This window comes from Tardiphaga sp. 42S5, from assembly GCF_034044155.1.
GTDB lineage: Bacteria > Pseudomonadota > Alphaproteobacteria > Rhizobiales > Xanthobacteraceae > Tardiphaga > Tardiphaga robiniae.
This window is the reverse complement of the sequence record NZ_CP139027.1, coordinates 4150315-4171696: the sequence shown is the minus strand read 5'-3', so window position 1 is coordinate 4171696 and position 21382 is coordinate 4150315. Positions and strand designations below refer to the sequence as shown.

The 21382-nt window shown below is 62.2% G+C and carries 22 protein-coding genes; 9 read left to right on the top strand and 13 right to left on the bottom strand.

Annotated features, from left to right (window positions below):
- Positions 1-62 precede the first annotated feature (62 nt).
- The 3 genes from SFY93_RS19440 to SFY93_RS19430 all read right to left on the bottom strand — a co-directional run bounded on the left by SFY93_RS19440 (position 63) and on the right by SFY93_RS19430 (position 2851).
- The gene (locus SFY93_RS19440; RefSeq protein WP_320444247.1) at positions 63-1439 is read right to left on the bottom strand and encodes an MFS transporter; all 1377 of its coding nucleotides are present in this window, start codon (positions 1437-1439) and stop codon (positions 63-65) included.
- A gap of 119 nt (positions 1440-1558) precedes the next feature.
- A complete protein-coding gene (locus SFY93_RS19435) occupies positions 1559-2173 on the bottom strand; it encodes a TetR/AcrR family transcriptional regulator (protein WP_089264150.1) in 615 nt (204 codons plus the stop codon).
- Between the two features lie 369 nt (positions 2174-2542).
- A complete protein-coding gene (locus tag SFY93_RS19430; RefSeq protein WP_320444246.1) occupies positions 2543-2851 on the bottom strand; it encodes a hypothetical protein in 309 nt (102 codons plus the stop codon).
- Between the two features lie 230 nt (positions 2852-3081).
- Between SFY93_RS19430 and SFY93_RS19425 the strand changes: the two genes are divergently transcribed.
- Together SFY93_RS19425 and SFY93_RS19420 are read left to right on the top strand one after the other, a co-directional pair.
- The gene (locus SFY93_RS19425) at positions 3082-4581 is read left to right on the top strand and encodes a caspase family protein (RefSeq protein WP_320444245.1); all 1500 of its coding nucleotides are present in this window, start codon (positions 3082-3084) and stop codon (positions 4579-4581) included.
- Positions 4582-4675: 94 nt separating this feature from the next.
- On the top strand, positions 4676-5908 hold the full coding sequence (locus SFY93_RS19420; protein ID WP_320444244.1) for an FAD-dependent oxidoreductase: 1233 nt from the start codon (positions 4676-4678) through the stop codon (positions 5906-5908).
- Between the two features lie 6 nt (positions 5909-5914).
- On the opposite strand, the gene SFY93_RS19415 is transcribed toward SFY93_RS19420, so the two are convergent.
- The 4 genes from SFY93_RS19415 to SFY93_RS19400 form a co-directional block, all read right to left on the bottom strand.
- Positions 5915-6685, bottom strand: a complete 771-nt coding sequence (locus tag SFY93_RS19415; RefSeq protein ID WP_320444243.1) for an SDR family NAD(P)-dependent oxidoreductase — start codon at positions 6683-6685, stop codon at positions 5915-5917.
- Between the two features lie 18 nt (positions 6686-6703).
- The gene (locus SFY93_RS19410; RefSeq protein WP_320444242.1) at positions 6704-7474 is read right to left on the bottom strand and encodes an SDR family NAD(P)-dependent oxidoreductase; all 771 of its coding nucleotides are present in this window, start codon (positions 7472-7474) and stop codon (positions 6704-6706) included.
- Between the two features lie 92 nt (positions 7475-7566).
- Positions 7567-7758, bottom strand: a complete 192-nt coding sequence (locus tag SFY93_RS19405) for a hypothetical protein (protein WP_093759084.1) — start codon at positions 7756-7758, stop codon at positions 7567-7569.
- Positions 7759-7860: 102 nt separating this feature from the next.
- Positions 7861-8829 carry an SDR family NAD(P)-dependent oxidoreductase gene (locus tag SFY93_RS19400; protein ID WP_320444241.1) on the bottom strand — a complete coding sequence of 323 codons (969 nt, stop codon included), beginning with the start codon at positions 8827-8829 and terminating at the stop codon, positions 7861-7863.
- A gap of 136 nt (positions 8830-8965) precedes the next feature.
- Between SFY93_RS19400 and SFY93_RS19395 the strand changes: the two genes are divergently transcribed.
- Positions 8966-9562 (top strand): TetR/AcrR family transcriptional regulator, encoded by a 597-nt coding sequence (locus SFY93_RS19395; protein WP_320444240.1) that lies wholly within the window; start codon positions 8966-8968, stop codon positions 9560-9562.
- Positions 9563-9697: 135 nt separating this feature from the next.
- Here SFY93_RS19395 and parE read toward each other — a convergent pair whose 3' ends face one another.
- Both parE and SFY93_RS19385 read right to left on the bottom strand, forming a co-directional pair.
- The gene (gene parE, locus SFY93_RS19390; protein WP_309946110.1) at positions 9698-11746 is read right to left on the bottom strand and encodes a DNA topoisomerase IV subunit B; all 2049 of its coding nucleotides are present in this window, start codon (positions 11744-11746) and stop codon (positions 9698-9700) included.
- A gap of 102 nt (positions 11747-11848) precedes the next feature.
- Positions 11849-12229, bottom strand: coding sequence for a hypothetical protein (locus SFY93_RS19385; RefSeq protein WP_093758435.1), 381 nt, complete (start codon positions 12227-12229; stop codon positions 11849-11851).
- A 277-nt stretch (positions 12230-12506) separates the two neighbouring features.
- On the opposite strand from SFY93_RS19385, the gene SFY93_RS19380 reads away from it, so the two are divergent.
- The 5 genes from SFY93_RS19380 (at position 12507) to argC (ending at position 17281) form a co-directional block, all read left to right on the top strand.
- Positions 12507-13037, top strand: a complete 531-nt coding sequence (locus tag SFY93_RS19380; RefSeq protein ID WP_093758436.1) for a DedA family protein — start codon at positions 12507-12509, stop codon at positions 13035-13037.
- A 148-nt stretch (positions 13038-13185) separates the two neighbouring features.
- Positions 13186-14175, top strand: a complete 990-nt coding sequence (locus SFY93_RS19375; protein WP_120289450.1) for an MBL fold metallo-hydrolase — start codon at positions 13186-13188, stop codon at positions 14173-14175.
- Positions 14176-14317: 142 nt separating this feature from the next.
- Entirely contained in the window at positions 14318-15307 is a 990-nt protein-coding gene (locus tag SFY93_RS19370) for an MBL fold metallo-hydrolase (protein ID WP_320444239.1), read from the top strand.
- A 232-nt stretch (positions 15308-15539) separates the two neighbouring features.
- On the top strand, positions 15540-16226 hold the full coding sequence (locus SFY93_RS19365; RefSeq protein ID WP_320444238.1) for an FMN-binding negative transcriptional regulator: 687 nt from the start codon (positions 15540-15542) through the stop codon (positions 16224-16226).
- On the top strand, positions 16223-17281 hold the full coding sequence (argC, locus tag SFY93_RS19360) for an N-acetyl-gamma-glutamyl-phosphate reductase (protein WP_320444237.1): 1059 nt from the start codon (positions 16223-16225) through the stop codon (positions 17279-17281). Before SFY93_RS19365 ends, argC begins: the two co-directional genes overlap by 4 nt.
- Positions 17282-17384: 103 nt before the next feature.
- Here argC and SFY93_RS19355 read toward each other — a convergent pair whose 3' ends face one another.
- Together SFY93_RS19355 and SFY93_RS19350 are read right to left on the bottom strand one after the other, a co-directional pair.
- A complete protein-coding gene (locus SFY93_RS19355; protein ID WP_320444236.1) occupies positions 17385-17849 on the bottom strand; it encodes a carboxymuconolactone decarboxylase family protein in 465 nt (154 codons plus the stop codon).
- A 196-nt stretch (positions 17850-18045) separates the two neighbouring features.
- Positions 18046-19080, bottom strand: coding sequence for a glutamine synthetase beta-grasp domain-containing protein (locus SFY93_RS19350; RefSeq protein ID WP_089264165.1), 1035 nt, complete (start codon positions 19078-19080; stop codon positions 18046-18048).
- Positions 19081-19580: 500 nt separating this feature from the next.
- Here SFY93_RS19350 and SFY93_RS19345 point away from each other — a divergent pair, with 500 nt between their 5' ends.
- The gene (locus SFY93_RS19345; RefSeq protein ID WP_089264166.1) at positions 19581-19781 is read left to right on the top strand and encodes a DUF2735 domain-containing protein; all 201 of its coding nucleotides are present in this window, start codon (positions 19581-19583) and stop codon (positions 19779-19781) included.
- Positions 19782-19894: 113 nt separating this feature from the next.
- Here SFY93_RS19345 and SFY93_RS19340 read toward each other — a convergent pair whose 3' ends face one another.
- Entirely contained in the window at positions 19895-20836 is a 942-nt protein-coding gene (locus SFY93_RS19340; protein ID WP_320444235.1) for a glutaminase, read from the bottom strand.
- A gap of 27 nt (positions 20837-20863) precedes the next feature.
- Positions 20864-21265, bottom strand: coding sequence for an MAPEG family protein (locus tag SFY93_RS19335; RefSeq protein ID WP_089264168.1), 402 nt, complete (start codon positions 21263-21265; stop codon positions 20864-20866).
- Positions 21266-21382: the final 117 nt, after the last annotated feature.

Genomic DNA, 21382 nt, shown 5'->3' with positions numbered 1-21382 from the left:
TTGGGGCGCCGCCGGACGGCCGCTACCCGACGTCGCGTGTGACGTCGATGCAACGCTGACCGCTAGTCGACCGGCCTGCGTTCGCGGCCGGGTGGACCGGCAATGGCGATGAGCGCGCCGCTCAGCAACAGCGCGGTTGAGATCACGGTGAACATCGCGATCGCACCGTAGTTGCCGAGCAGCGGCAGCAGCGCGATCGGTACCAGCGCCGATACGACGCGGCCGAGGCCCCACGCGCCAGCGGTGGCAGAGGCGCGCAGATGCGTAGGCAGCAGTTCGACAGCGTAGAGGCTAAGCACGGCGCTGTAGACGGCACTGGCGAGGTTGAACACGATTCCGGTGACGATGAGCGGCGTCAGCACCGTGCTGACAGCGAAAGTCAGCCCAGTTGCGATCATCACCACGGCACAGGCGACCAGAGCGAGGCGCCGCGGGATACGATCGACGAAGGCCGATGCCGCTGCGATGCCGATCGATGGACCGAACATCGTAAGTCCCGCGAACAGCAGGGACTCGCTGACATGAAATCCCTTCTGCACCATCACCGCGGCGCTGAGCAACGGGAAGCCAATGGTGGCCCAGGGTCCGAGTACATAGAGCGCGGCAAGGAGCGCTGTGCGCCGCAGGCTGATCCGATCGCGGGCGAGCGCTCGGAAGCCGCTGGATCTGATCGCAATAGTTTCGGGAGCGGAGATCGCCGGCGGTGATGGCTGACGCGCGGATGCCTCGAAGCGGCGGCAGGCGGCATCAGCCTCGGCGTCGCGTCCGACCGATGCGAGCCAGCGCGGCGATTCCGGCACCAGGAAGAACAGCAGGGCTGTCAGGGTCGAGCACGCGCTGCCGAAGATCAAAGCCCAGCGCCAGCCCTCGATGCCCCATGGCGCGATGGGCGTCAGCCAGCGGATCATCAGGATGATTGCCGGTGCGCCGAGAAAGGCGAGCGCGCCGCACAGCATCATCAAGAGGCCCCGCCGCCGGGGCGGCAGCAAGTCTGACAGATAGGCCGATGTCAAAGGCGGATAGCCGCCGATGGCGAGGCCGGAGACGAAGCGGAAGGCCGTCATGGTTGCCACATCGCGACTGGCGGCGACGGCGAGCGAACTTAGCGCCAGGACGGCAAGCGCGCTCTGCAGCGCGATCTGGCGGCCATAGCGATCCGCAATCCAGCCGAACACAGGCGCACCAACGGCGCCGCCGGCAAAGACCGATGCCAACAACAGCGAGAGCTCGCCGCGCGAGATACTGTAGGGCGGTGCGAGGAAGATGCCGGAAAAGGCGTTGCTGAGCGCCACTTCGGCAATGTCAGCGAACAGGCCGAAGGCACAGAGCGCGAAGATGCCGAGGTGAAGCGGTGAGACCGGCAGCCCGTCCAGGCGTGCCGCAATAGTCGGCACGGCTGCGCTCGCTGGCGCCCCGTGCGTCCGCACCTGGTCGTTCATCTGAAGCCCCGCAACTCACAGCGGCAACGCGATACGCGTCATCCGCAGCCCGCGCGGACCATATGTCGATGGAGCTGGATGAGTCGAGAGGAGGGTATGTGGCGGCGAACCGCAGCGTCTCAAATCTGCGTCGGCGTTGCCGCGCAGCCATACAGGATCATCTCGCAGGTCTGGCGATAGCGCGCCGAGAAGTCATTCGCTGCGATCGGAGGGAGTGCCTGATTGACAGCCCGTCCGCCGTCGGCCAGCGCCTGCGCGATCTGCGCGGCCGTAAAACGGCCGGTCAGGATCAGCAGCTTGCTGTAGTGGAAATCGATAATCAGCTTTTCCAGCTCGGCCTGGAAGGCGATTGCGGATTCGATCATGAGATCGCGGCAGCGCCGAAAGGCTTCCGCATTGAGCTCGACGGTATGCGGTGAGAATGTCAGCATCCGACGGGTTTCGCCGTATCTCAGGTCGATGATCGTCGCAAAGATGTCGAGTGCGCTGCCGCCACTTTCCCGGATCTTCTGGCCGGCCTCGAGTGCCTGCGCTATCGCGACTTCATTGCGATGGCCGATCGAGGCACGAAATGCCTCTTCCTTGTTGCTGAAATAGTAATAGAGCGCGCGCTGCGTGAAGCCGCACTCTCTCGCGAGACCGACCATCGACAGTCCGGCATAGCCGTGGTCGAGAAATGCCTTGTTGACCCGAAGCAGCAACTCGTGCCCGGGCGTAATCATCTTCTTTGCCATTGGTCGTCAGGTATCCAGTCGTAGCAGGCTTCGGGCGGGTGATTAAAACTGCCTGAAATCTTACAGTCTAAAAAATCCCATCCTCAAATCGCCAAGCTACGAGGAACGCAAAGTTCCTGAAGCGCGCTTCCTGACGTTGGTTGCCTGTAGCAGGAGCCGGTTTTAGCAATTGCTCCCCGGATTGGCTCCGGACCTGATGAATTGTCACATAGCACATGTCGGGGCAATCATGTCGATGATTGGCCGCGTAACCCTTATCCACAGGACTTCGCGACATGTGGTACCTCATCACCCCTGATCGAGAGCGCACGCCGAGCCGTCCGGAAGTCGACTTATTCCGGCGCGCGTGAGAGGGATACCGCAGGCTGACTATTTGCCGTAAGTGCCTAGCTGCATCCCGAGATTCTGCATCACGAAAGCATTCATGCGCAGATGCACCTCGCTGCCGCTCTGTAGACGGGCATCGACCTGATACGTCGCCGGATCGACCTGGCGGATCCCGATGATCTGGTTGATATCCAGCACTTCCGGGGTGGTCTGTGCAGGCTTGGCGGCTACTGGGGCGCGCTTCGGTTTGGCGGCGGCAACCGGGGGCTTCGGCGCGGTAGCGGGGGCCGCATCCTGCGCGAGTGCCATGGTGGGAAGCAGCAGGGCGGCTGCGAGGACGAGTGATTTCACGAGGATCTCCTGACTCTGATTGGGGCTCGGGCTAGCGGAGATTAAGGCGGAAAATGTGGCAGCGGGGCTGCAATCGGCGGGCAGATGATCTGCCTGAGCAGGCAGGACAAAATGGGTGGTAACGGCTAGACCTCGTTTGAACCGGCCGCAGTTCTGCCTCGACCAAGGCAGACAATGACGCGGTCGAGCCACCACACGGATACATGTGCTGGCGGGGCGGGGATAGAACAATGCGACGGCTTTTGATTCTGCTGGCAACGCTGGCAGCGGCGGCACTTTCGACAGCGCCGGCTTTTGCTGCAAAACGCGTGGCGCTGGTCATCGGCAATAACGACTATCGCAATGTGCCGAAGCTGCAGAAGGCCGTGAATGACGCCCGCAGCATAGGGGACGCACTGAAGAATCTCGGCTTCAGTGTCATGGTGGCCGAGAACCAGACCCGGCAGGCCTTCAGTCAGTCGTTGCTCGCTTTCGATTCGACGATTGAAAAAGGCGACACGGCCTTTTTCTTTTTTGCAGGGCACGGCTTCGAGATCGCCGGCCAGAACTTCCTGCTGCCGACGGATGTCCCTGCCGCCACGGAAGGGCAGGAAGAGCTGGTGCGCGACTCAGCGATTCTCGCCGACCGGATTGTAACGCGGCTGCAGATGCGCGGCGCGCGGACGTCGATTCTGGTGTTCGACGCCTGTCGCAACAATCCGTTCGAGCGCGCTGGCACCCGCGCTGTGGCCGGCAGCGGTGGCCTCGCTCCGATGACGACGCTCCCGGAAGGCGTGTTTTCGATCTTCTCGGCCGGGCCGCGGCAGACCGCGCTGGATCGTTTGTCGAACAACGACACCGATCCGAATTCGGTTTTCACGCGCGCCTTCATCAAGGAGCTGCAGGAGCCATCGCTGAACCTCGTGCAGGTCGCGCAGCGCACCCGGCGGACCGTCAGCGAGATGGCAGAGACCGTGAAGCACCGCCAGGTGCCGGTGTATTTCGACCAGATGGTCGATGACGTCTTTCTCAATGGTGTGGCGCTCAAGCAGGTCGATGCGCGGCCGGCCGAACCGCTGCAGCAGGTCGCTGCGCTGCCGCCTGTCAACGTTCCGCAACTGCCGCCGGCCAACGATGCGGTGAACGCACCGATCGCCAGCTTCTCGCGCCACAATGGCGGCTGGACCGTGATGTTCTCGATCGCCGATCCGACGCTGGGTATCTCCTGGCGGATGGGCGAGGGAGGTAATTTCCGCGAGACCGGCTTCATGGACACGCTCGATCCGCGCACGCGCAAGCGAATGCCGAATCCGGCGATCCAGCTCGACGCCGATGCAGCGGCGACGACGATCTATCTGCGTTACGTCGACGCGAACGGCGAGATGCAGGGCCCGTTTCCGATCCGCTTCGATCCCGAGGCGGCGCTGGTCCGCGACCAGCGCAAGATCCTCGATATGACCGCTGGAAGCTGGCTTGCCTTCGGTGGCTACAACACGCCCCTGATGTATTATACGCATCTGATGTCGTATCGCTGTGCCATTCGCGAGGCCCGCGTCGGGATCGATAGCGCCGTGCCGGACAAGCTGCTGAAATTCCCGCCCTGCGACCTGCGCGACCCCATTGCGACGCCGTCGGATGCCGAGACCTACGTCAAAATCCCGGCCTCGACGAAGTTCGTGTCGGTCGAATTGACGTTCCGGGACGGCAGCATCTCCGAAACCAAGAGCTTCCGACGTTCGGGAAATCGATGAGCATGATCGACACCGCCCTGCGAACCACGGCATTTCGACTATCGCAAGCTCGCATTCCTTGATCAAGAAATTCGACTCGCCGGAGGAGTAGCGAATGGCTGCAGGCGCGAACGAGAACTCGCTGACCGCGCGCTGCTGCATCGTTGGCGGTGGCCCTGCCGGAATGATGCTCGGCTATCTGCTCGGCCGCGCCGGCGTCGATACGATCGTTATCGAGAAACACGCCGACTTCTTCCGCGATTTCCGCGGCGACACCGTGCATCCATCGACGCTGCAGGTGATGGACGAGCTTGGCCTGATCGACGACTTCCTGAAGATCAAGCACGATCGTATCCAGAAGATGGATGGCTTCTTCGGAACGCATAAGCTGCGCATTGCGGATATCAGCCGCACCAGCGCGAAGTATCCGTTTATCGCCTTCATGCCGCAGTGGGATTTCCTCAATTTCCTGCGCGACAAAGCGCAGCGCTATCCGCATCTCAAGGTGATGATGAACACCGAGGCGACCGATCTCATCTGGTCGGGCGAGCAAGTGGTCGGCGTCAAGGCCATCACGCAGCAGGGGCCGGTCGAGATCCATGCCGATCTGACAGTGGCCTGCGATGGCCGGCATTCGATCGTGCGGCCGGCGGCGAAGCTGGAGGTCGAAGACATCGGTGCGCCCATGGACATCTTGTGGTTTCGCGTTGCCAAGGGCGCGGAGACCGAGAGCGTGTTCGCGCGGCTCGAGCCCGGCAAGATGATGGTGACCATCGATCGCGGGGACTACTGGCAATGCGCTTATGTGATCGCCAAGGGGCACTATGAGGAGATCAAGGTGCGTGGCCTTGAGGCTTTCCGTGCCGAAACGTCACGTCTGGCGCCGATCCTGAGCGCGCATATCGAAGAGCTGAAGAGCTGGGACGACGTCAAACTACTGACCGTCGCGATCAATCGGCTCAAGGGCTGGACCCGGCCGGGGCTGTTGTGCATCGGCGACGCCGCGCATGCGATGTCCCCGGTTGGCGGCGTCGGTGTGAATATCGCGGTGCAGGACGCCGTCGCGACCGCTAACCTGCTGGCGGCGAAGCTAGCGAAGGGACCGGTGACCGAGGACGACCTCGGCGCGGTGCGTCGCCGCCGCGAATTCCCGATGCGCGCAACACAGGGCATGCAGGTCGTGATGCAAAACAACATCATCAGCCGTGCACTGGCCAAGGGCGGCGAGCCGCTGACGCCGCCGCTGATCATGCGCCTGGTCAGCGCGTTTCCGCCGCTGCAGGGATTAACCGCGCGTTTCCTGGCCATTGGCGTACGACCGGAGCACGTGCAGTCGCCGGAAGCGTAGGAGAGGCTATCCCTGCACCGAGAAGCCGCCGTCGACGGGGATTGCCGTTCCGGTGACGAAGTCCGACGCGCGCGACGACAGGAACACGGCAATGCCCGCGAAATCTCCCGACGCGCCCCAGCGGCCGGCGGGCGTTCGTGCCAGTACTTTGTCATGCAGGCCGTCGATTTCACGGCGCGCATTCTGTGTCAGTTCGGTATCGATCCAGCCCGGCAGAACGGCGTTGCATTGGATGTTGTGCGGCGCCCATGCGACCGCGCAGGAGCGGGTGAACTGCACGATGCCGCCTTTGCTGGCGGCATAGGCTGGCGCGAAAGACGCGCCAAAGATCGACAGCATCGACCCGATATTGATGATCTTGCCACCGCCCGCGGCCTTCATCGCCGGATGCGCCGCCTGCGAACATACAAAGGCGCTGGTGAGATTGGTCTTGATCACGCTGTCCCATTCGTCGAGTGCGATCTCGTGCGGCGGCTTGCGGATGTTGATGCCGGCATTGTTGATGAGGATATCGATGCGGCCCAGTTCTTTCAGCACGCGTGCGATCATTCCATCGACAGCGGTCCTGTCGGTCACATCGGCCGCAATGGCGACCGCCCTGGCGCCGCTCTCAGTCAATTCCGCGACGGCATCCTTGGATTTCGTCTGGTTGCGTCCGACCACGGCGATGGCGGCGCCGGCCTGCACCAGACCCCGCGCCATGCCGAGCCCGATGCCGCCATTGCCGCCGGTGACGATGGCCACTTTGCCGGAGAGATCGAACAGTCCTGCAGTCATGGTGTTGTCCTCATTGCATCAGCCTTGAATTGAAAAGCCACCATCGACCGTGAGCGCGGCACCGTTGACGAAGTTGGAAGCCCCGCTGGCCAAGAACACGGCCGCGCCCGCAAGATCATCAGGCCTGCCCCAGCGCTGCGCCGGCACGCGCCCGAGAATGCGATCGTGCAGTTCGGGTCGGATGTCCTTGGCGCGCTTGGTCAGGTCGGTGTCGATCCAGCCTGGCAGAATGGCGTTAGACTGGATGTTGTCCGCAGCCCAGGCAGTCGCCAGCGCGCGGGTGAATTGCAGGATGCCGCCTTTGCTTGAGGTGTAGTTCGCCGCGCCGCCGGCGCCGAGCGTGGCCAACACCGAGGCGATATTGATGATCTTGCCGCGGCCTGCGGCTTTCATCGTCGGGTAGACAGCCTGCGCGCAGATGAAAGGCGCGGTCATGTTGACGTCGATGACCTTCTGCCAGTCGGCCAGCGTCATTTCTTCGATTGGCGCGGACATGCTGATGCCGGCATTGTTGACGAGGATGTCAATGCGGCCGAACGCGTTCAACGTTGCGGACACCATCTGCGCGATCGAGTTCGGGGCGGTAACATCGGTCGTCAATGCGAGTACCGGATGTCCGGACGTCTCCACTTCGGCTTTTGCTGAAGCGGCATTATCGCGGTTGCGATCGGCGATCACGAGGGTCGCACCGGCATTCGCCAGCCCGCGCGCCATGCCGAGGCCAATTCCGGTGTTGCCGCCGGTGACAATGGCGACCCTGCCGGTGAGATCGAAGAGATTACTGGTCAAAGATTGTCCGCCCCGCATGATTGTTCCTTACGCGTTCTACGGCGCGTCTGGGACGGATCATCGCAAGACTGGCGGGAAGATGGAAGGGGGCGTCAGCGCCGCACGAGCGCCAGTCCCATCAGTCCGACGCCAAGCGCGGCGAGGGCAGCGCCGTAATAGGCCCACTGCATCTGGCTGATCATGAAACTGGATTTCGGCCAGTTCACGAGCCCGGTGCCCTGGCCGATCCAGAGGGTGCCGATCAGAAAAGCGAGAATGCCGAGGGTAAGGAATGGTGCGCGCATGGGATAGATACAATGAACGGAGCCAAAGGTTTCAAGCGCCAGCTGTGGCGGTGACGAACCAACTGTTTGGTTCATCACCGCAGTTTCATTTCGGCAGGGCGATCAGAAGCGCTCACCAACCATTTCCTCACTCTTGGCCCATAGCGCCTTGGCGCGTTCGGCATCGAGCGCGTAAGCGCGCACGCCTTCGCTGGCCGGATTGATCAGCCCGTCGACGATCTCCGAGACGTGGCAGTTCTCGCAATAGCGGCCGCCGATCTCGTCCGCGCTGGCGACCACGCCGGCCCACACCGAAGTTGCAGCGCCTTGCGGAATGGTCTTCCATTGAAACAGCGGTTTACCCTCGGCAGCGAGCTCGGCATTGATGCCGTCGAGCATGGCATCGATCGTTGCTTCGCCCATATGGCGGCCGAGTTCTGTCTTGATGCCGCCGGGATGCAGCGCGGTGGCGCGCACGCCACGTGCCCGATGCCGCCGGTCGAACTCGACGGCGAACAGTATGTTGGCGGTCTTCGAGCGGCCATAGCCGATGAACGGCTCGTAGGAGCCCTTGGTGAAGTTGGGATCATCGAGATCAACATCGGCGAAGCGATGGCCGGACGAAGCGACGTTGACCAGTCGCGCGGTGGGAGACAGTAGCGACGCGATGCGATTCACCAACAAGAAGTGACCGAGATGGTTCGTGCCGAACTGGGTCTCGAAGCCGTCTACAGTGAGGCCGAACGGCGGCGCCATCACACCGGCATTGGCGATCACCAGGTCGAATGGGCGGCCCGCCGCGACCAGCGCATCGGCGCAGGCGCGGACACTGGCCAGCGAGCCGAGATCGAGTGCGATCAGTTCGAGGCCACCGCCGCCGGTGGCATCGGCGCGCACTTGCGTGGTCGCGGTTTGCGCCTTGGCGAGATCGCGGGCGGCTCCGACCACCTGCGCGCCCCTCGCAGCAAGACTGCGTGCCGTCTCGACGCCGAGCCCGGCCGAGACGCCGGTTACCAGAATGCGCTTGCCGCGGAGGTCGACGCCAACGAGCACGTCGTCGGTGGCGGAAGTGGCGCTGAAAGGTGAAGCCATGAGGAACTCCTTGTGTTGGGCACGACGCGCCTCCGAGCCGATCGAGCCTTGTCGAACCGCGCTTTGAGAGTATAAGTGGAGGCCGTCTCCGTTTAAATGCGGAGGCTTCCTCCGTTTATCAAGGGGAGACCGTAAAATGGCACAGGAGGCCAAACCGAAAGTCGTTCGCGGACCCCGGATCGACGCACAGCGGAACCGTCAGCGGCTGTTGGAAACGGCAAAGGCGACATTTGCCGAAAAGGGGGAGGCCGCGGGTCTTGAGGAGATCGCTCGGCTCGCGGGCGTTGGAATCGGGACGCTATATCGCCACTTCCCCACCCGCGACGCATTGGTCGAGGCGGTCTATCGCAACGAGACACAGCAGCTTGCCGAGGCCGCTGCGGAACTTGCGACCACACATCCTCCGGTGGAGGCCTTGCGCGCCTGGATGCGAATCTTCGTCGATCACATTGCGACGAAGCAACTGATGGCGGGTGTGCTGGGTTCGATTGTCGGCGGCTGTTCGGACCTCTATGCCGATGCTGGCACGCAGATCAAAACTGCGATGGCAATGCTGGTCGACCGCGCCGTTGCCAATGGCGACATCCGCCTCGATCTCGATCCGCTCGACATGTTGCGCGCACTGGCCGGCGTGGCCAGTGTCAGCGCAGGTCCGAATTGGGAAGCCAGCGCCAAGCGGCTCGTCGATATCCTGATCGCCGGCGTTCGCACGCCGGGCGGCGAGGGGCGATGAGTATCACAGGGAATAAAGATCGCTCCCTGGCGCTCCCCGGACGATTTTTGAAGCTTGCTCGATTCCCGCAAACCCGGCGGCGATCGCCCGGCGTTCGACTTCAGCGTAGCCCGGGCGTGTCCGAGAAATGAGCTTTTAGACGTCCAGCAATTCCTCGTTGGCGAATTCCGCCTTGTCCGAGATGAACGCAAAGCGCGCTTCGGCCTTGGTGCCCATCAGGCGCTCAACGGAGTCAGCAGTGCCGTCGCGGTCTTCCGGCAGCAGCTGCACGCGTAGCAAGGTGCGGCGCGCCGGGTCCATGGTGGTTTCCTTCAGCTGCGCCGGCATCATTTCGCCGAGACCTTTGAAGCGACCGACATCGACCTTGGCATTGGCGTTGAATTCGCTCTTCAGCAACGCGTCCTTGTGCGCATCGTCGCGCGCATAGACGGTCTTGCTGCCATGGGTCAGGCGGTAGAGTGGGGGGACTGCGAGATAGAGATGCCCTTCATCGATCATCTTTGGCATCTGCCGGTAGAAGAAGGTGATCAGCAATGACGCGATGTGGGCGCCGTCGACATCGGCGTCGGTCATGATGATGATGCGTGAATAGCGCAGGTCTTCTTCGCGGTAATGCGCGCCGGTGCCGGCGCCGATCGCCTGCATGAGGTCTGATATCTGCGCGTTGGCCGTCAGCTTTTCCTTGGTCGCCGAGGCGACGTTGAGGATCTTGCCGCGCAGCGGCAGGATGGCCTGGGTCTTGCGATCGCGCGCCTGCTTGGCGCTGCCGCCTGCCGAATCGCCCTCGACGATGAACAGTTCGGAGCCTTCGGTCGCGGTATTGGTGCAGTCGGCGAGCTTGCCGGGCAGGCGCAGCTTCTTCACCGCGGTCTTGCGCGAAGTCTCCTTTTCGGCGCGGCGGCGCAGACGCTCGTCGGCGCGCTCGAGCACGAATTCGAGCAGCTTGTTGGCCTGGACGGGATTGCCGGACAGCCAGTGGTCGAACGGATCCTTGATGGCCTGTTCGACGATCTTTTGGGCTTCGGCGGTCGCGAGACGATCCTTGGTCTGGCCCTGGAATTCCGGTTCGCGCACGAATACCGAGAGCATCACGGCGGCGCCGACCATCACGTCTTCCGAAGTGATGGTGCCAGAGCGCTTGCCCTGGCCGACGCGTTCGGCGTGGTCCTTCAACCCGCGCAGCATGGCGCTGCGCATGCCGGCTTCATGGGTGCCGCCGTCTGGCGTCGGCACGGTGTTGGTATAGGACGACATGAAGCCGTCGGCATCCGCGGTCCAGGCGACAGCCCATTCGCAGGCGCCATGGGCGCCATTGCGGCCGGATTTGCCAGAGAAGATCTCCGGATGCACCAGCGTATCGGCATGGATCGCCGCGGCGAGATAGTCCTTGAGGCCGCCGGGGAAGTGGAATTCGTCCTCGGCCGGAGTGTCCTCGAGGCCCTTGAGCAGTTCCGGATCGCACTTCCAGCGGATCTTCACGCCGCCAAACAGATAGGCCTTGGAGCGCGCCATCTTGAACAGACGCTGCGGCTTGAAGGCTGCCTTGGCGCCGAAGATGTCGGTATCCGGCTTGAAGCGCACGCGGGTGCCGCGGCGGTTATGAACCTTGCCGAGATCCTCAAGCTTGCCTTGGGGAATGCCGCGGGCGAACGTCATCTTGTAGAGCTGTTGGTTACGCGCGACCTCGACCTCGAGCAGCGAGGAGAGGGCGTTGACCACGGAGACACCGACACCGTGCAGACCGCCCGAAGTCTCGTAGACCTTGGAGTCGAATTTGCCGCCGGCATGCAGCGTGCACATGATGACTTCGAGGGCGGATTTCTTCGGATGTTTCGGATGCGGGTCGACCGGGATGCCGCGGCCGTTGTCCGACACCGACAGGAAGCCGTCGGCGGTGAGTTCCACCTCGATGAAGGTCGCATGGCCAGCCAGCGCCTCGTCCATCGAGTTGTCGATCACTTCGGCGAACAGGTGATGCAGCGCCTTTTCATCGGTGCCACCGATATACATGCCCGGGCGACGCCGGACCGGCTCGAGGCCTTCGAGGACCTCGATGTCCGCGGCCGTATAGCCGTCTTCGGCATTGGCGGAGCGGGTGGACGCCTTCGGTGCCGCAGCCGATTTTGGCGCGTTGGCGCCACCAAAAAGATCAGCTTTTGCGTTTGATTTCTGTGCCTTGGCCATATGTCTTAAAGTTTTGTCTCGGTTGGCGCCGCGGGCGGCGCGGCGAATCGTTGCTGTGACTATGCCACGTTCAGGTTGGCAATGTGGCTGCGACCTCGGGGCTCATGCGGCCGTGCCAGAGCGCTCGGTGCGTAGCACAATCACAACGAAGAGGGCCATGGCCGCGAGCATGATCAGTGAACCGATGATCGGAATGGCCATATAGGCGTGGTTGGCGAGCAGGGTGATGCCGATGCCGACAGGGAACATGATGCCGCCGACGATGTGCAGCGTGCCCTGGACCTTGGCCAGTAGCGAGCGTCCGGCCAGGGGAATCAGGCGGTAATACAACCCGAACAGGAACAGCAGCACGCCGCCGACGAGGTTGAGATGCGCATGCGCGGGGCTCAGCAGGAAGTCCTGGCGTATGCCCATCACGATGCCGGCGACCATGCCGATCAGCAATACCAGCGCACTCACGCACATCATCAGCGATCCGATCATCTTCAGTCCTTTGCGTTCTTGATTTTTGACAACCGGCGGGAAGTCAGCCGAACGGCGGTACAGAGTTGCCATTGGGTAAGCCGGTCTCTGACCTTGGACGCAGAGGCCTGGAAAAGGTTCAAATTTACCGGTGGGCACCCGCACCGCGGCTATCGGCCCTCAGATGTTGTGACTTGATGTGATCGGCGCCGCCGGATTACCTGTCGCGGGCGTTTGAAGGTTAAAGCGGTTCGCGGCCAATCCGGCCGGGCCAGAGCCGTAAAGGGACACTCTCCATATGGAAGGCTGGATGCACGGGCTGATCGAATTCGTGCGCCAGAACCAGGTCTGGGCGGCGCCGATCGTCCTGCTGCTGGCCTTCGGGGAATCGCTCGCTTTCATCTCCCTGCTGCTGCCGGCCTGGGGCGCGCTGGTGGCCATCGGCGCACTGGTCGGCGCGAGCGGCATCAGCTTCTGGCCGGTGTTGATTGCCGGCGCTCTCGGCGCGGCGCTCGGCGACTGGCTCTCCTATTGGTTCGGCTTCAGATACAAGGACCAGGTGGCGCAGATCTGGCCGCTGTCCAAATTTCCCGACCTGCTTCCGCGCGGCGAAGCCTTCGTCAAGAAATGGGGCGTGCCCAGCATTTACATCGGCCGCTTCTTCGGCCCATTGCGGGCCTCGGTGCCGCTGGCCGCCGGCATTTTCGAAATGCCCTATTGGCGCTTTCAGGTCGCCAACTTCACTTCGGCCTTTATCTGGGCGGGCGTGCTTCTGCTATTCGGCGACGGCCTGTCCGTCGCTGTCGAATGGCTCTGGAAGCTGAAGTAGTCCGGCGGGGAATAACCGCTGCGCCCGGGTGTTCAACGGGCTGACATGTCGCGGTGTCTGAATGCCGCGACATCTCGCAGAAGTCATCGAACGCTGGTAGATAGTTCCGCCAGTCCCCGCCTGTCACTGCTTCACCCCGGAGAACATCATGGACTTGTCACGCCGCCACGCCCTTGCCGGAGCCGCCGCGCTCGCCGCATCTCCATTGCTCACCGCAGGCTCTGCCAAAGCCTCCGCTCCGCCGGCCGACAAGCAGGCGCCGAGCTTCTATCGCTACAAGGTCGGCGATGCGCAGGTGAACGCGATTTCCGACGGCGCCAACACTTTCCCGCTGGCTGACACTTTCGTGCTCAACGCCAAGAAGGATGAGGTCAACGCCGCGCTCGACAAGGCCTTCCTGCCGAAGGATAAGATGACCATCCACTTTGCGCCGCTGGTCATCAACACTGGCGGCAAGCTGGTGGTGATCGATACGGGCAACGGCCCCGGAGCCCTCGCGGCGACCAAGGGCAATGTCGGCCAGTTCGCCAACAACATGGCCGCCGCTGGTATCGACGCCAAGAACGTCGACATGGTCGTGATCTCGCATTTCCACGGCGATCACGTGAACGGGCTTCTGGCCGCCGATGGCACGCCGGCTTTTCCGAATGCCGAAGTCCTCGTTCCGGCCGCGGAGTGGAAGTACTGGAACGACGATGGCGAGATGGCCAAGGCCGCCAATGACCGCATGAAGGGTCTGTTCGCCAGCAACCGCAAGCTCTTTAACGATGGGCTGAAGAAGAAGGTCACGCCCTATGAATGGGGCAAGGACGTCGCGCCAGGCCTGCTCGCCGTGGAGTCGGTCGGCCATACGCCTGGCCACACCTCGTTCGTGCTGTCGTCCGGCAGCGACAAGCTGTTCATTCAGTCCGACGTCACCAACCATCCGTCGCTGTTCGTCACCAATCCCGGCTGGCATCTGATGTTCGACCAGGACCCGGCGCAGGCGGAAACCACGCGCCGCAAGGTCTATGACATGCTGGTGGCCGAGAAGATGCGTGTGCAGGGCTTCCACTATCCATTCCCGGCCAACGGTTTCGTCGAGAAGGATGGCAGTGGTTATCGACTGGTGCCGGCGCCATGGAGCCCGGTGATCTAACGAAGCCCGACAATTCCCGGCCTGCGGTGCAGCGCAGGCCGGTTGCCCTCGCAAAGACCCGTCGCCTCCGCCGGCGTGTCGTGCCAGTCTCTGCGCCGGAGTCGCGCCAACAGCGACCATGCAAAGCAAGGGAGAAGACTTCATGGATCTGTCACGACGACACGCACTGGCGGGTGCCGCCGCGCTCGCAGCGACGCCACTGCTTTCATCGGCCCCGGCAAAGGCATCCGCACCGCCGGCCGATAAGCAGGCGCCGAGTTTCTATCGCTACAAGGTCGGCGATATCCAGGTGAACGCCATTTCCGATGGTGCGGCGACGTTTCCGCTGGCCGATACCTATATTTCCAACGCCAAACGCGATGATATCAATGCCGTGCTCGCCACGGCATTTCTGCCGAAAGATCAGATCACCAACTTCTATGCGCCGTTGGTGATCAACACCGGTGGCAAGCTGGTGGTGATCGACACCGGCAACGGGCCGGGCGCCTATGCCAGTAGCAAGGGCAATGTCGGTCAGTTCATTACCAACATGACGGCTGCAGGGATCGATCCAAAGATGATCGACATGGTCGTGATCTCGCACTTCCATGGCGATCATGTGAACGGCCTGCTGACGGCGGACGGCGTGCTGGCGTTTCCCAATGCCGAAGTGCTGGTGCCGGCAGTAGAGTGGAAGTTCTGGATGGACGACGGCGAGATGAGCCGTGCCACCGGCGATCGCATGACCGGTCTGTTCAAGAACAATCGGCGGGTGTTCGAGGCCGGGTTGAAGAAGAAGGTTACGCCCTATGAATGGGGCAAGGACGTCGCGCCCGGGCTGCTGGCTGTCGCCTCGATTGGGCACACGCCGGGCCACACGTCCTATGTGCTGTCGTCCGGATCGGACAAGGTCTTCATCCAGTCGGACGTCACCAACCTTCCGGCGCTATTCGCCGCCAATCCCGGCTGGCACGTGAATTTCGACCAGGATCCGGTGCAGGCCGAAGCCACCCGCCGCAAGGTCTATGACATGCTGGTCGCCGACAGGATGCGGGTGCAAGGCTTCCACTATCCGTTCCCGGCCAACGGTTTCGTCGAGAAGGATGGCAACGGCTACCGCGTCGTGCCGGCACCGTGGAGCCCAGTTCTCTGAGGTCTGCGCTCTGGTGATCTTGACGGATCGCGGGCGCGGCCCTATGACCGCGCCCATGATCAACCTTGCGACCAGCATCATCGCCCGCCGCCGCCGCATTCTCGCGGCAGGTGGAGATATGCGCGCATAAGCGTTTCGATCTCTCACTGCCGCCGGATATGGTCCGCGGCAGTCTTTCTCCCAAACAGCAGCGCGACCCATCCGGCGGCCTTCACTCAGGAAGGAGCCCGTCATGTATACGCCGCCCAAATTTCAGACCGACCGGACCGACGCACTTGCGTTTGCGGACGCTCGCGGCTTCGGCACGGTCTGCGCCTTCGATGGCAGGAAGCCGATCGCCTCCGCGGTGCCTTTCTGCCTCGACTACGGCAATGACGGCACGCCGCGTCTGGCCTTTCACCTTGCGCGACAAAATCCGCTGCTCAAGCTTGCAGACGGCGTGACGCCATGGGCCATGGCCATCCTGGGCGCTGATGCCTATGTGTCGGCCGACTGGTACGTATCGCCCGATCAGGTGCCGACCTGGCTCTATCAGGCGGTCCATCTCACCGGACCGGTGCGCATCCTGTCGGGTGGTGAACTGGGCGCGCATCTTGACGCGCTGAGCGCAAGGTTCGAAACACGGCTGGCGCCGAAGAAGCCCTGGACCTCCGATAAGATGGCGGCGGGGCGGCTTGAGGCGATGAAGAAGGCGATCGTCGGTGTGGTGATGACAGTGGACGAGGTGGAGGGTAGCTCCAAGCTCAACCAGCACAAGTCAGATGCCGATCATCTGGCTGTCATGAGCGCACTGGCGCTGCGGCCGCAGCCTGCCGCGTTCGAGATTTCAAATGCGATGCGCAAATTGCGGCCGCATTTGTTTGCGGAAGAGGCGACACAATTGACTGCTATGGCTGAGGCCGAAGGATTTATGGGATGAGCACGAAGAAGAAAATCGGCATTCTCGGTGCGTCCGGTTACACCGGAGCCGAACTGGTGCGGCTGCTGCTGCGCCATCCCAAGGTCGAGCTCGTGCTGCTGACGGCCGACCGGCGCGCCGGCCAGGCGATGGGCGATGTGTTCCCGCAATTCGCACCCTATGAACTGCCGACGCTCGTAAGCATCGACTCCGTCGACTGGACGACCATTGGCCTCGATCTGGTGTTCTGCGCGCTGCCGCATGCGACCACGCAGAAGGTGCTGCAGGATCTTCTGGCCAAGGCGCCCGAGACCAAGGTGGTGGATCTCTCTGCCGATTTCCGGCTTGAGGATGCGGCAGCCTATGCCAAGTGGTACGGCCACGAGCATCATGCGCTGGAGCTGCAAAAGGAAGCCGTCTACGGCCTCGTTGAGATCTATCGGCGCGACATCAAGAAGGCGCGGCTCATCGCCAATCCCGGCTGCTACACCTCATGCGCGATCCTGCCTTTGGTGCCGCTCTTGAAGGCGCGCTCCATCGAGACCGATGAGATCGTGATCGATGCCAAGTCCGGCATGACGGGCGCAGGGCGTTCGGCCAAGGAAGAGATGCTGTTCTCCGAAGTGTCCGAAGGCTTCAACGCCTATGGTGTCGGCCATCACCGGCACATGGCGGAGCTCGATCAGGAGTTCTCCAAGGCTGCCGGCAAGGAGGTTGTTGTTAGCTTCACGCCGCATCTCTTGCCGCAGAACCGCGGCATTCTCTCGACCATTTATGTGCGTGGCCGGCGGGGCAAGACGGCGCAGGATCTCCACGAGGTGCTGGTGAAGCAGTATGAGAAAGAGCCGTTCGTGCACATCCTGCCATTCGGCAAGACGCCGCATTCGCGGCATGTGCGCGGCTCCAACATGACCTTCATCGGCGTTGCCGCGGACCGTATCCCGGGCCGTGCGATCATCGTCTCGACCTTGGACAACCTCACCAAGGGCGCATCGGGGCAGGCGGTGCAGAACATGAATCTGGTGCTTGGCTTTGCCGAGACGCTGGGCATCGATCAGCCCGCGATGTTCCCGTAGAGAGCGCGCATACACCTTGGCCCGCATTGCAGGCCGGGTGACGACAGCGAGAGACAACAGAAAAGGCCCGAATTTGCGTTCGGGCCTTTTTTCTATGCTCTTGTCACCTCGCCGCTCGCGGCTTCGGTGCGCGCTCCTTGAACAGTTCACTCAGTGTCTGCGCCGCCTCAATGGCGCGCGGGAAACCGGCATGGACGGTCGTCAGATAGACGATCTCCTTCAGCTCTTCCTCTTTCACGCCGGCGTTGAGCGCGTAGTTCGCATGGATCTTCATGAACGGCCGATGCCCCAGCGCCGCGAAAGCGGCGACGGCTGCCAGCTGTCGCGTGCGTGCGTCGAGAACCGGCCGGGCCCAGACGTCGCCGAGGGCGTAGCCCGTGATCGCATCGGCGAGAAATGGAAATTCGGCGCGCAGGTCTTCGAGGGTCGGCTGGCTGCTGCCGGCATTGAGTGATCGAACAACCTCGTCGCCGCGTCGCAGGCGTTCTTCCGTCGTCTCCGCGCGAAGGCTTGCCGTGGATGCCAGCACGCAGAAAGCCGCAACGAAAGCGGTCGTTCGATATGACATGATCGCTTCTCCTTGTTTTTCTCGCCGCGTGAATGTTGCGACAGCGGACAAGCATTGGGGCATGTCGCACGGCCGGCGTTAGACCGATCCTGCCGATCTCTTGTCCAATCCTCTAAGGCGACGAAAGGACGCAGGGGCCAAACAAAACGGCCCGAACTTGCGTTCGGGCCGTTCGCTTTTGATCTGTAAGTGACGTTTACGCGGCTGCCGACTTGGCGGTCGGGACTTCCGAGATGGTCTTCAGGATCTGCGAAGCGATCTGGTAGGGGTCACCCTGGGAGTTCGGACGACGGTCTTCCAGATAGCCCTTGTACTCATTCTTGACGAAGGAGTGCGGGACGCGGATCGAGGCGCCGCGGTCCGCGATGCCGTAGCTGAACTTGTTCCACGGAGCCGTTTCGTGCTTGCCGGTCAGACGCTTGTCGTTGTCCGGGCCGTAGACGTTGATGTGGTCCATCAGGTTCTTGTCGAACTGGGCCATCAAAGCTTCGAAGTAAGCCTTGCCGCCGACCGTACGCATGTATTCGGTCGAGAAGTTGGCGTGCATGCCCGAGCCGTTCCAGTCGGTGTCGCCGAGCGGCTTGCAGTGGAATTCGATGTCGATGCCGTACTTCTCCGTCAGGCGGAGCAGCAGGTAACGCGCGATCCACATTTCGTCAGCGGCCTTCTTGGAGCCCTTGCCGAAGATCTGGAATTCCCACTGGCCCTTCGCCACTTCGGCGTTGATGCCTTCGTGGTTGATGCCGGCTTCGAGGCAAAGGTCGAGATGTTCTTCGACGATCTCGCGGGCAATTGAGCCGACGTTCTTGAAGCCGACGCCGGTGTAGTAGGGGCCCTGCGGCGCGGGATAGCCATCCTCGGGGAAACCGAGCGGACGGCCGTTCTCGTAGAAGAAGTATTCCTGTTCGAAACCGAACCAGGCGCCGGCATCGTCGAGAATGGTGGCGCGCTTGTTGGTCGAGTGCGGGGTGACGCCATCCGGCATCATGACTTCGCACATCACCAGGGCGCCGTTCTCACGGGCCGCGTCCGGATAGATCGCAACCGGCTTCAGCACGCAATCGGAGCTGTGGCCTTCGGCCTGCATGGTCGACGAACCGTCGAAGCCCCACAGCGGGAGCTGTTCGAGGGTCGGGAAATCTTCGAATTCCTTGATCTGCGTCTTGCCACGCAGGTTCGGAACCGGCGTGTAACCGTCGAGCCAAATATACTCGAGCTTATACTTTGTCATGCGGGTCTCTCATGAGTTGGCGATGCGTAGGGCGTGAGCCCTGAGCTTGCCGGCGGGCGGACGCAAATCCGCCCCCAGCGGCGCTGCATATAAAGCACGTAGTATGCCAACTTGCCGCGGTGCAACGTTTTTGTGACGAAAAGTGCGGCGCGTCCCCAACGGGGCTGTCATTCGCTGTCGGGAGAGGGCATCGGAGGCCGGGAATTGGTCCAGATTCGCGAATTTTCAGAGGAATTCGGCCGCGCGCGAAAATGCCGGCTGCCCAATTCCCTTGCAGACTATTTTTGACCGGAACTTTTCTGCCTTTCAGACGCTCAAATGAGAGGTCAGGCGCTGCGTAGTTGGCTTCAAAACCTGCGCGCCCAAAGCGCATGTCCATCGAGTGCGCATATTGTAGCCATTTAGATGCTTCTTACGATGCAGTCGGCACAAAAGAAGGGCGCCTCTGTTACAATGATGATCCGAAAGGAAAAAACAGATCAGAGGAAGGAATAGAAGCGATGCCGACGTCTCAAACGCATCACCCCCATACCGCTAAAATCTACCAATTCCCGGTTGGCGGCCGTGCATCGGTCGGACCGCGGGGACGGCTCAGCAAGCCGCTGGACCTGCGCGCCTCGACCGTAAAAACCGTGGCTGACTATGACAGCTGGTACCACGAGGCCGCCATCCAGGAAGCCAACCGGACCTACGAACATTGACGGTGCCTGGCCGGACGCAAGGTTCACCGCCCCGGGCGCGGTTTATCGACGACGATCAAGGGCTGAAACAGCGATGTTTCAGCCCTTTTTCATGACCGGAAACCGGGTTGGCGTCAGACGCCGAAGATCGACCAGCCGAGCCGCTTCGTGAGCGCTTCGAGCGCAATGCGGCCGAGATGCGAATTGCCGTGCTTGTCGAGACCCGGCGCCCAGACTGCGATCGAAGCCTTGCCGGGCGCGACCGCGATAATGCCGCCGCCGACACCGCTTTTGCCGGGCAGGCCGACGCGATAGGCGAACTCACCCGAACCGTCATAATGGCCGCACATCAGCATCAGCGCGTTGATACGGCGCGCGCGCTCCGACGACACCACCGAGAGTCCGGTCGACGGATTGCGGCCCGAATAAGCGAGGTAGCGCGTCGCCATGGCCAACTGCCGACACGACATCGCGATCGCGCAGTGGTGGAAATAGACGCCGAGCGTGAAGTCGACGGGATTTTCGACCACGCCGAACGACTTCATATAGTTCGCCAGCGCGGTGTTGCGAAAGCCGGTGCGTTTCTCGGACGAGGCGACGGTTTCATCGATCACGATGGAGCTGTCGCCGGACAGAAACTGCATGAAACGCAGGATTTCGCCGATCGCCTCGCGCGGCTGATGGCCGGACAGGATGACGTCGGTGACGGCGATGGCGCCGGCATTGATGAAGGGATTGCGCGGCACGCCGCGCTCGCGTTCGAGTTGGACGATGGAGTTGAACGGATTGCCCGATGGCTCGCGGCCGACATGTTTCCAGAGCCGGTCGCCGACCATGCCGAGCGCCAGCGTCAGCGTGAAGACTTTCGAGATGCTCTGGATCGAGAACGGCACATCGGCATCGCCGCCCGTCGCAACCTGGCCATCGGCATCGATGACCACAAGGCCGAACTGGTTGGGATCGACACCCGCCAGTTCCGGAATATAGCTCGCGACGTCGCCGCGGTCCGTTCGCTGCGCCATCTCGTCGGCAATTTCCTTGACGACGAGATCGAGACTTGGGGCAGCGTGGTTCATTGCAGATCAATCTGGCGAGAAGAAGCGTTAGTACGGAATCCGCAGGATCGCGATGGCGAGGACCGCCTGGGCGATGAAGCCGACCACGAAGGCCAGCGTGCGGAAAATCGGCAGGCCGAGTGTGTAGACGATCAGATGCACCACGCGCGACCAAAAATAGACCGCGCAGGCCAGAACAGTAGTCGGGGTCGAAACGTCCGCAGCATTCAGGATCAGCACCAGCGGCGCGAAGATGATGAGATTCTCGACGGCGTTGTCATGGGCGAACATCATCCGGTTAGCCCATTCAGCCTGCGGCCTGTCGGTGCGCGTCGGATTGGCCATGACGCCGGTGACACCGCGGACCATGATGCGGTTCAGCATATAAGGCACCCAGAGCAGGCCGGTGAGAATCACGGTCAGCGTCAGCCAGAACAATTCGCGCGTCATCCGGGTATCCTTTCAGTCGAAATTCCCGCGGAAAACGCGGAGATGGTCATGCAAAACACACGCGCCGCAAGCGGATGCGACGCGTCCTTACTGAAATCATAGACGTTTGCTGTGACG

Coding starts and splice junctions, on each gene's coding strand:
- SFY93_RS19405 (WP_093759084.1), bottom strand. CDS start 7,758: ATGCGCGCACCATTCCTTACCCTCGGCATTCTCGCTTTTCTGATCGGC.
- SFY93_RS19435 (WP_089264150.1), bottom strand. CDS start 2,173: ATGGCAAAGAAGATGATTACGCCCGGGCACGAGTTGCTGCTTCGGGTC.
- SFY93_RS19420 (WP_320444244.1), top strand. CDS start 4,676: ATGGCTGCAGGCGCGAACGAGAACTCGCTGACCGCGCGCTGCTGCATC.
- parE (WP_309946110.1), bottom strand. CDS start 11,746: ATGGCCAAGGCACAGAAATCAAACGCAAAAGCTGATCTTTTTGGTGGC.
- SFY93_RS19370 (WP_320444239.1), top strand. CDS start 14,318: ATGGATCTGTCACGACGACACGCACTGGCGGGTGCCGCCGCGCTCGCA.
- SFY93_RS19400 (WP_320444241.1), bottom strand. CDS start 8,829: ATGGCTTCACCTTTCAGCGCCACTTCCGCCACCGACGACGTGCTCGTT.
- SFY93_RS19365 (WP_320444238.1), top strand. CDS start 15,540: ATGTATACGCCGCCCAAATTTCAGACCGACCGGACCGACGCACTTGCG.
- SFY93_RS19385 (WP_093758435.1), bottom strand. CDS start 12,229: ATGATCGGATCGCTGATGATGTGCGTGAGTGCGCTGGTATTGCTGATC.
- argC (WP_320444237.1), top strand. CDS start 16,223: ATGAGCACGAAGAAGAAAATCGGCATTCTCGGTGCGTCCGGTTACACC.
- SFY93_RS19335 (WP_089264168.1), bottom strand. CDS start 21,265: ATGACGCGCGAATTGTTCTGGCTGACGCTGACCGTGATTCTCACCGGC.
- SFY93_RS19380 (WP_093758436.1), top strand. CDS start 12,507: ATGGAAGGCTGGATGCACGGGCTGATCGAATTCGTGCGCCAGAACCAG.
- SFY93_RS19350 (WP_089264165.1), bottom strand. CDS start 19,080: ATGACAAAGTATAAGCTCGAGTATATTTGGCTCGACGGTTACACGCCG.
- SFY93_RS19425 (WP_320444245.1), top strand. CDS start 3,082: ATGCGACGGCTTTTGATTCTGCTGGCAACGCTGGCAGCGGCGGCACTT.
- SFY93_RS19340 (WP_320444235.1), bottom strand. CDS start 20,836: ATGAACCACGCTGCCCCAAGTCTCGATCTCGTCGTCAAGGAAATTGCC.
- SFY93_RS19375 (WP_120289450.1), top strand. CDS start 13,186: ATGGACTTGTCACGCCGCCACGCCCTTGCCGGAGCCGCCGCGCTCGCC.
- SFY93_RS19395 (WP_320444240.1), top strand. CDS start 8,966: ATGGCACAGGAGGCCAAACCGAAAGTCGTTCGCGGACCCCGGATCGAC.
- SFY93_RS19440 (WP_320444247.1), bottom strand. CDS start 1,439: ATGAACGACCAGGTGCGGACGCACGGGGCGCCAGCGAGCGCAGCCGTG.
- SFY93_RS19415 (WP_320444243.1), bottom strand. CDS start 6,685: ATGACTGCAGGACTGTTCGATCTCTCCGGCAAAGTGGCCATCGTCACC.
- SFY93_RS19355 (WP_320444236.1), bottom strand. CDS start 17,849: ATGTCATATCGAACGACCGCTTTCGTTGCGGCTTTCTGCGTGCTGGCA.
- SFY93_RS19345 (WP_089264166.1), top strand. CDS start 19,581: ATGCCGACGTCTCAAACGCATCACCCCCATACCGCTAAAATCTACCAA.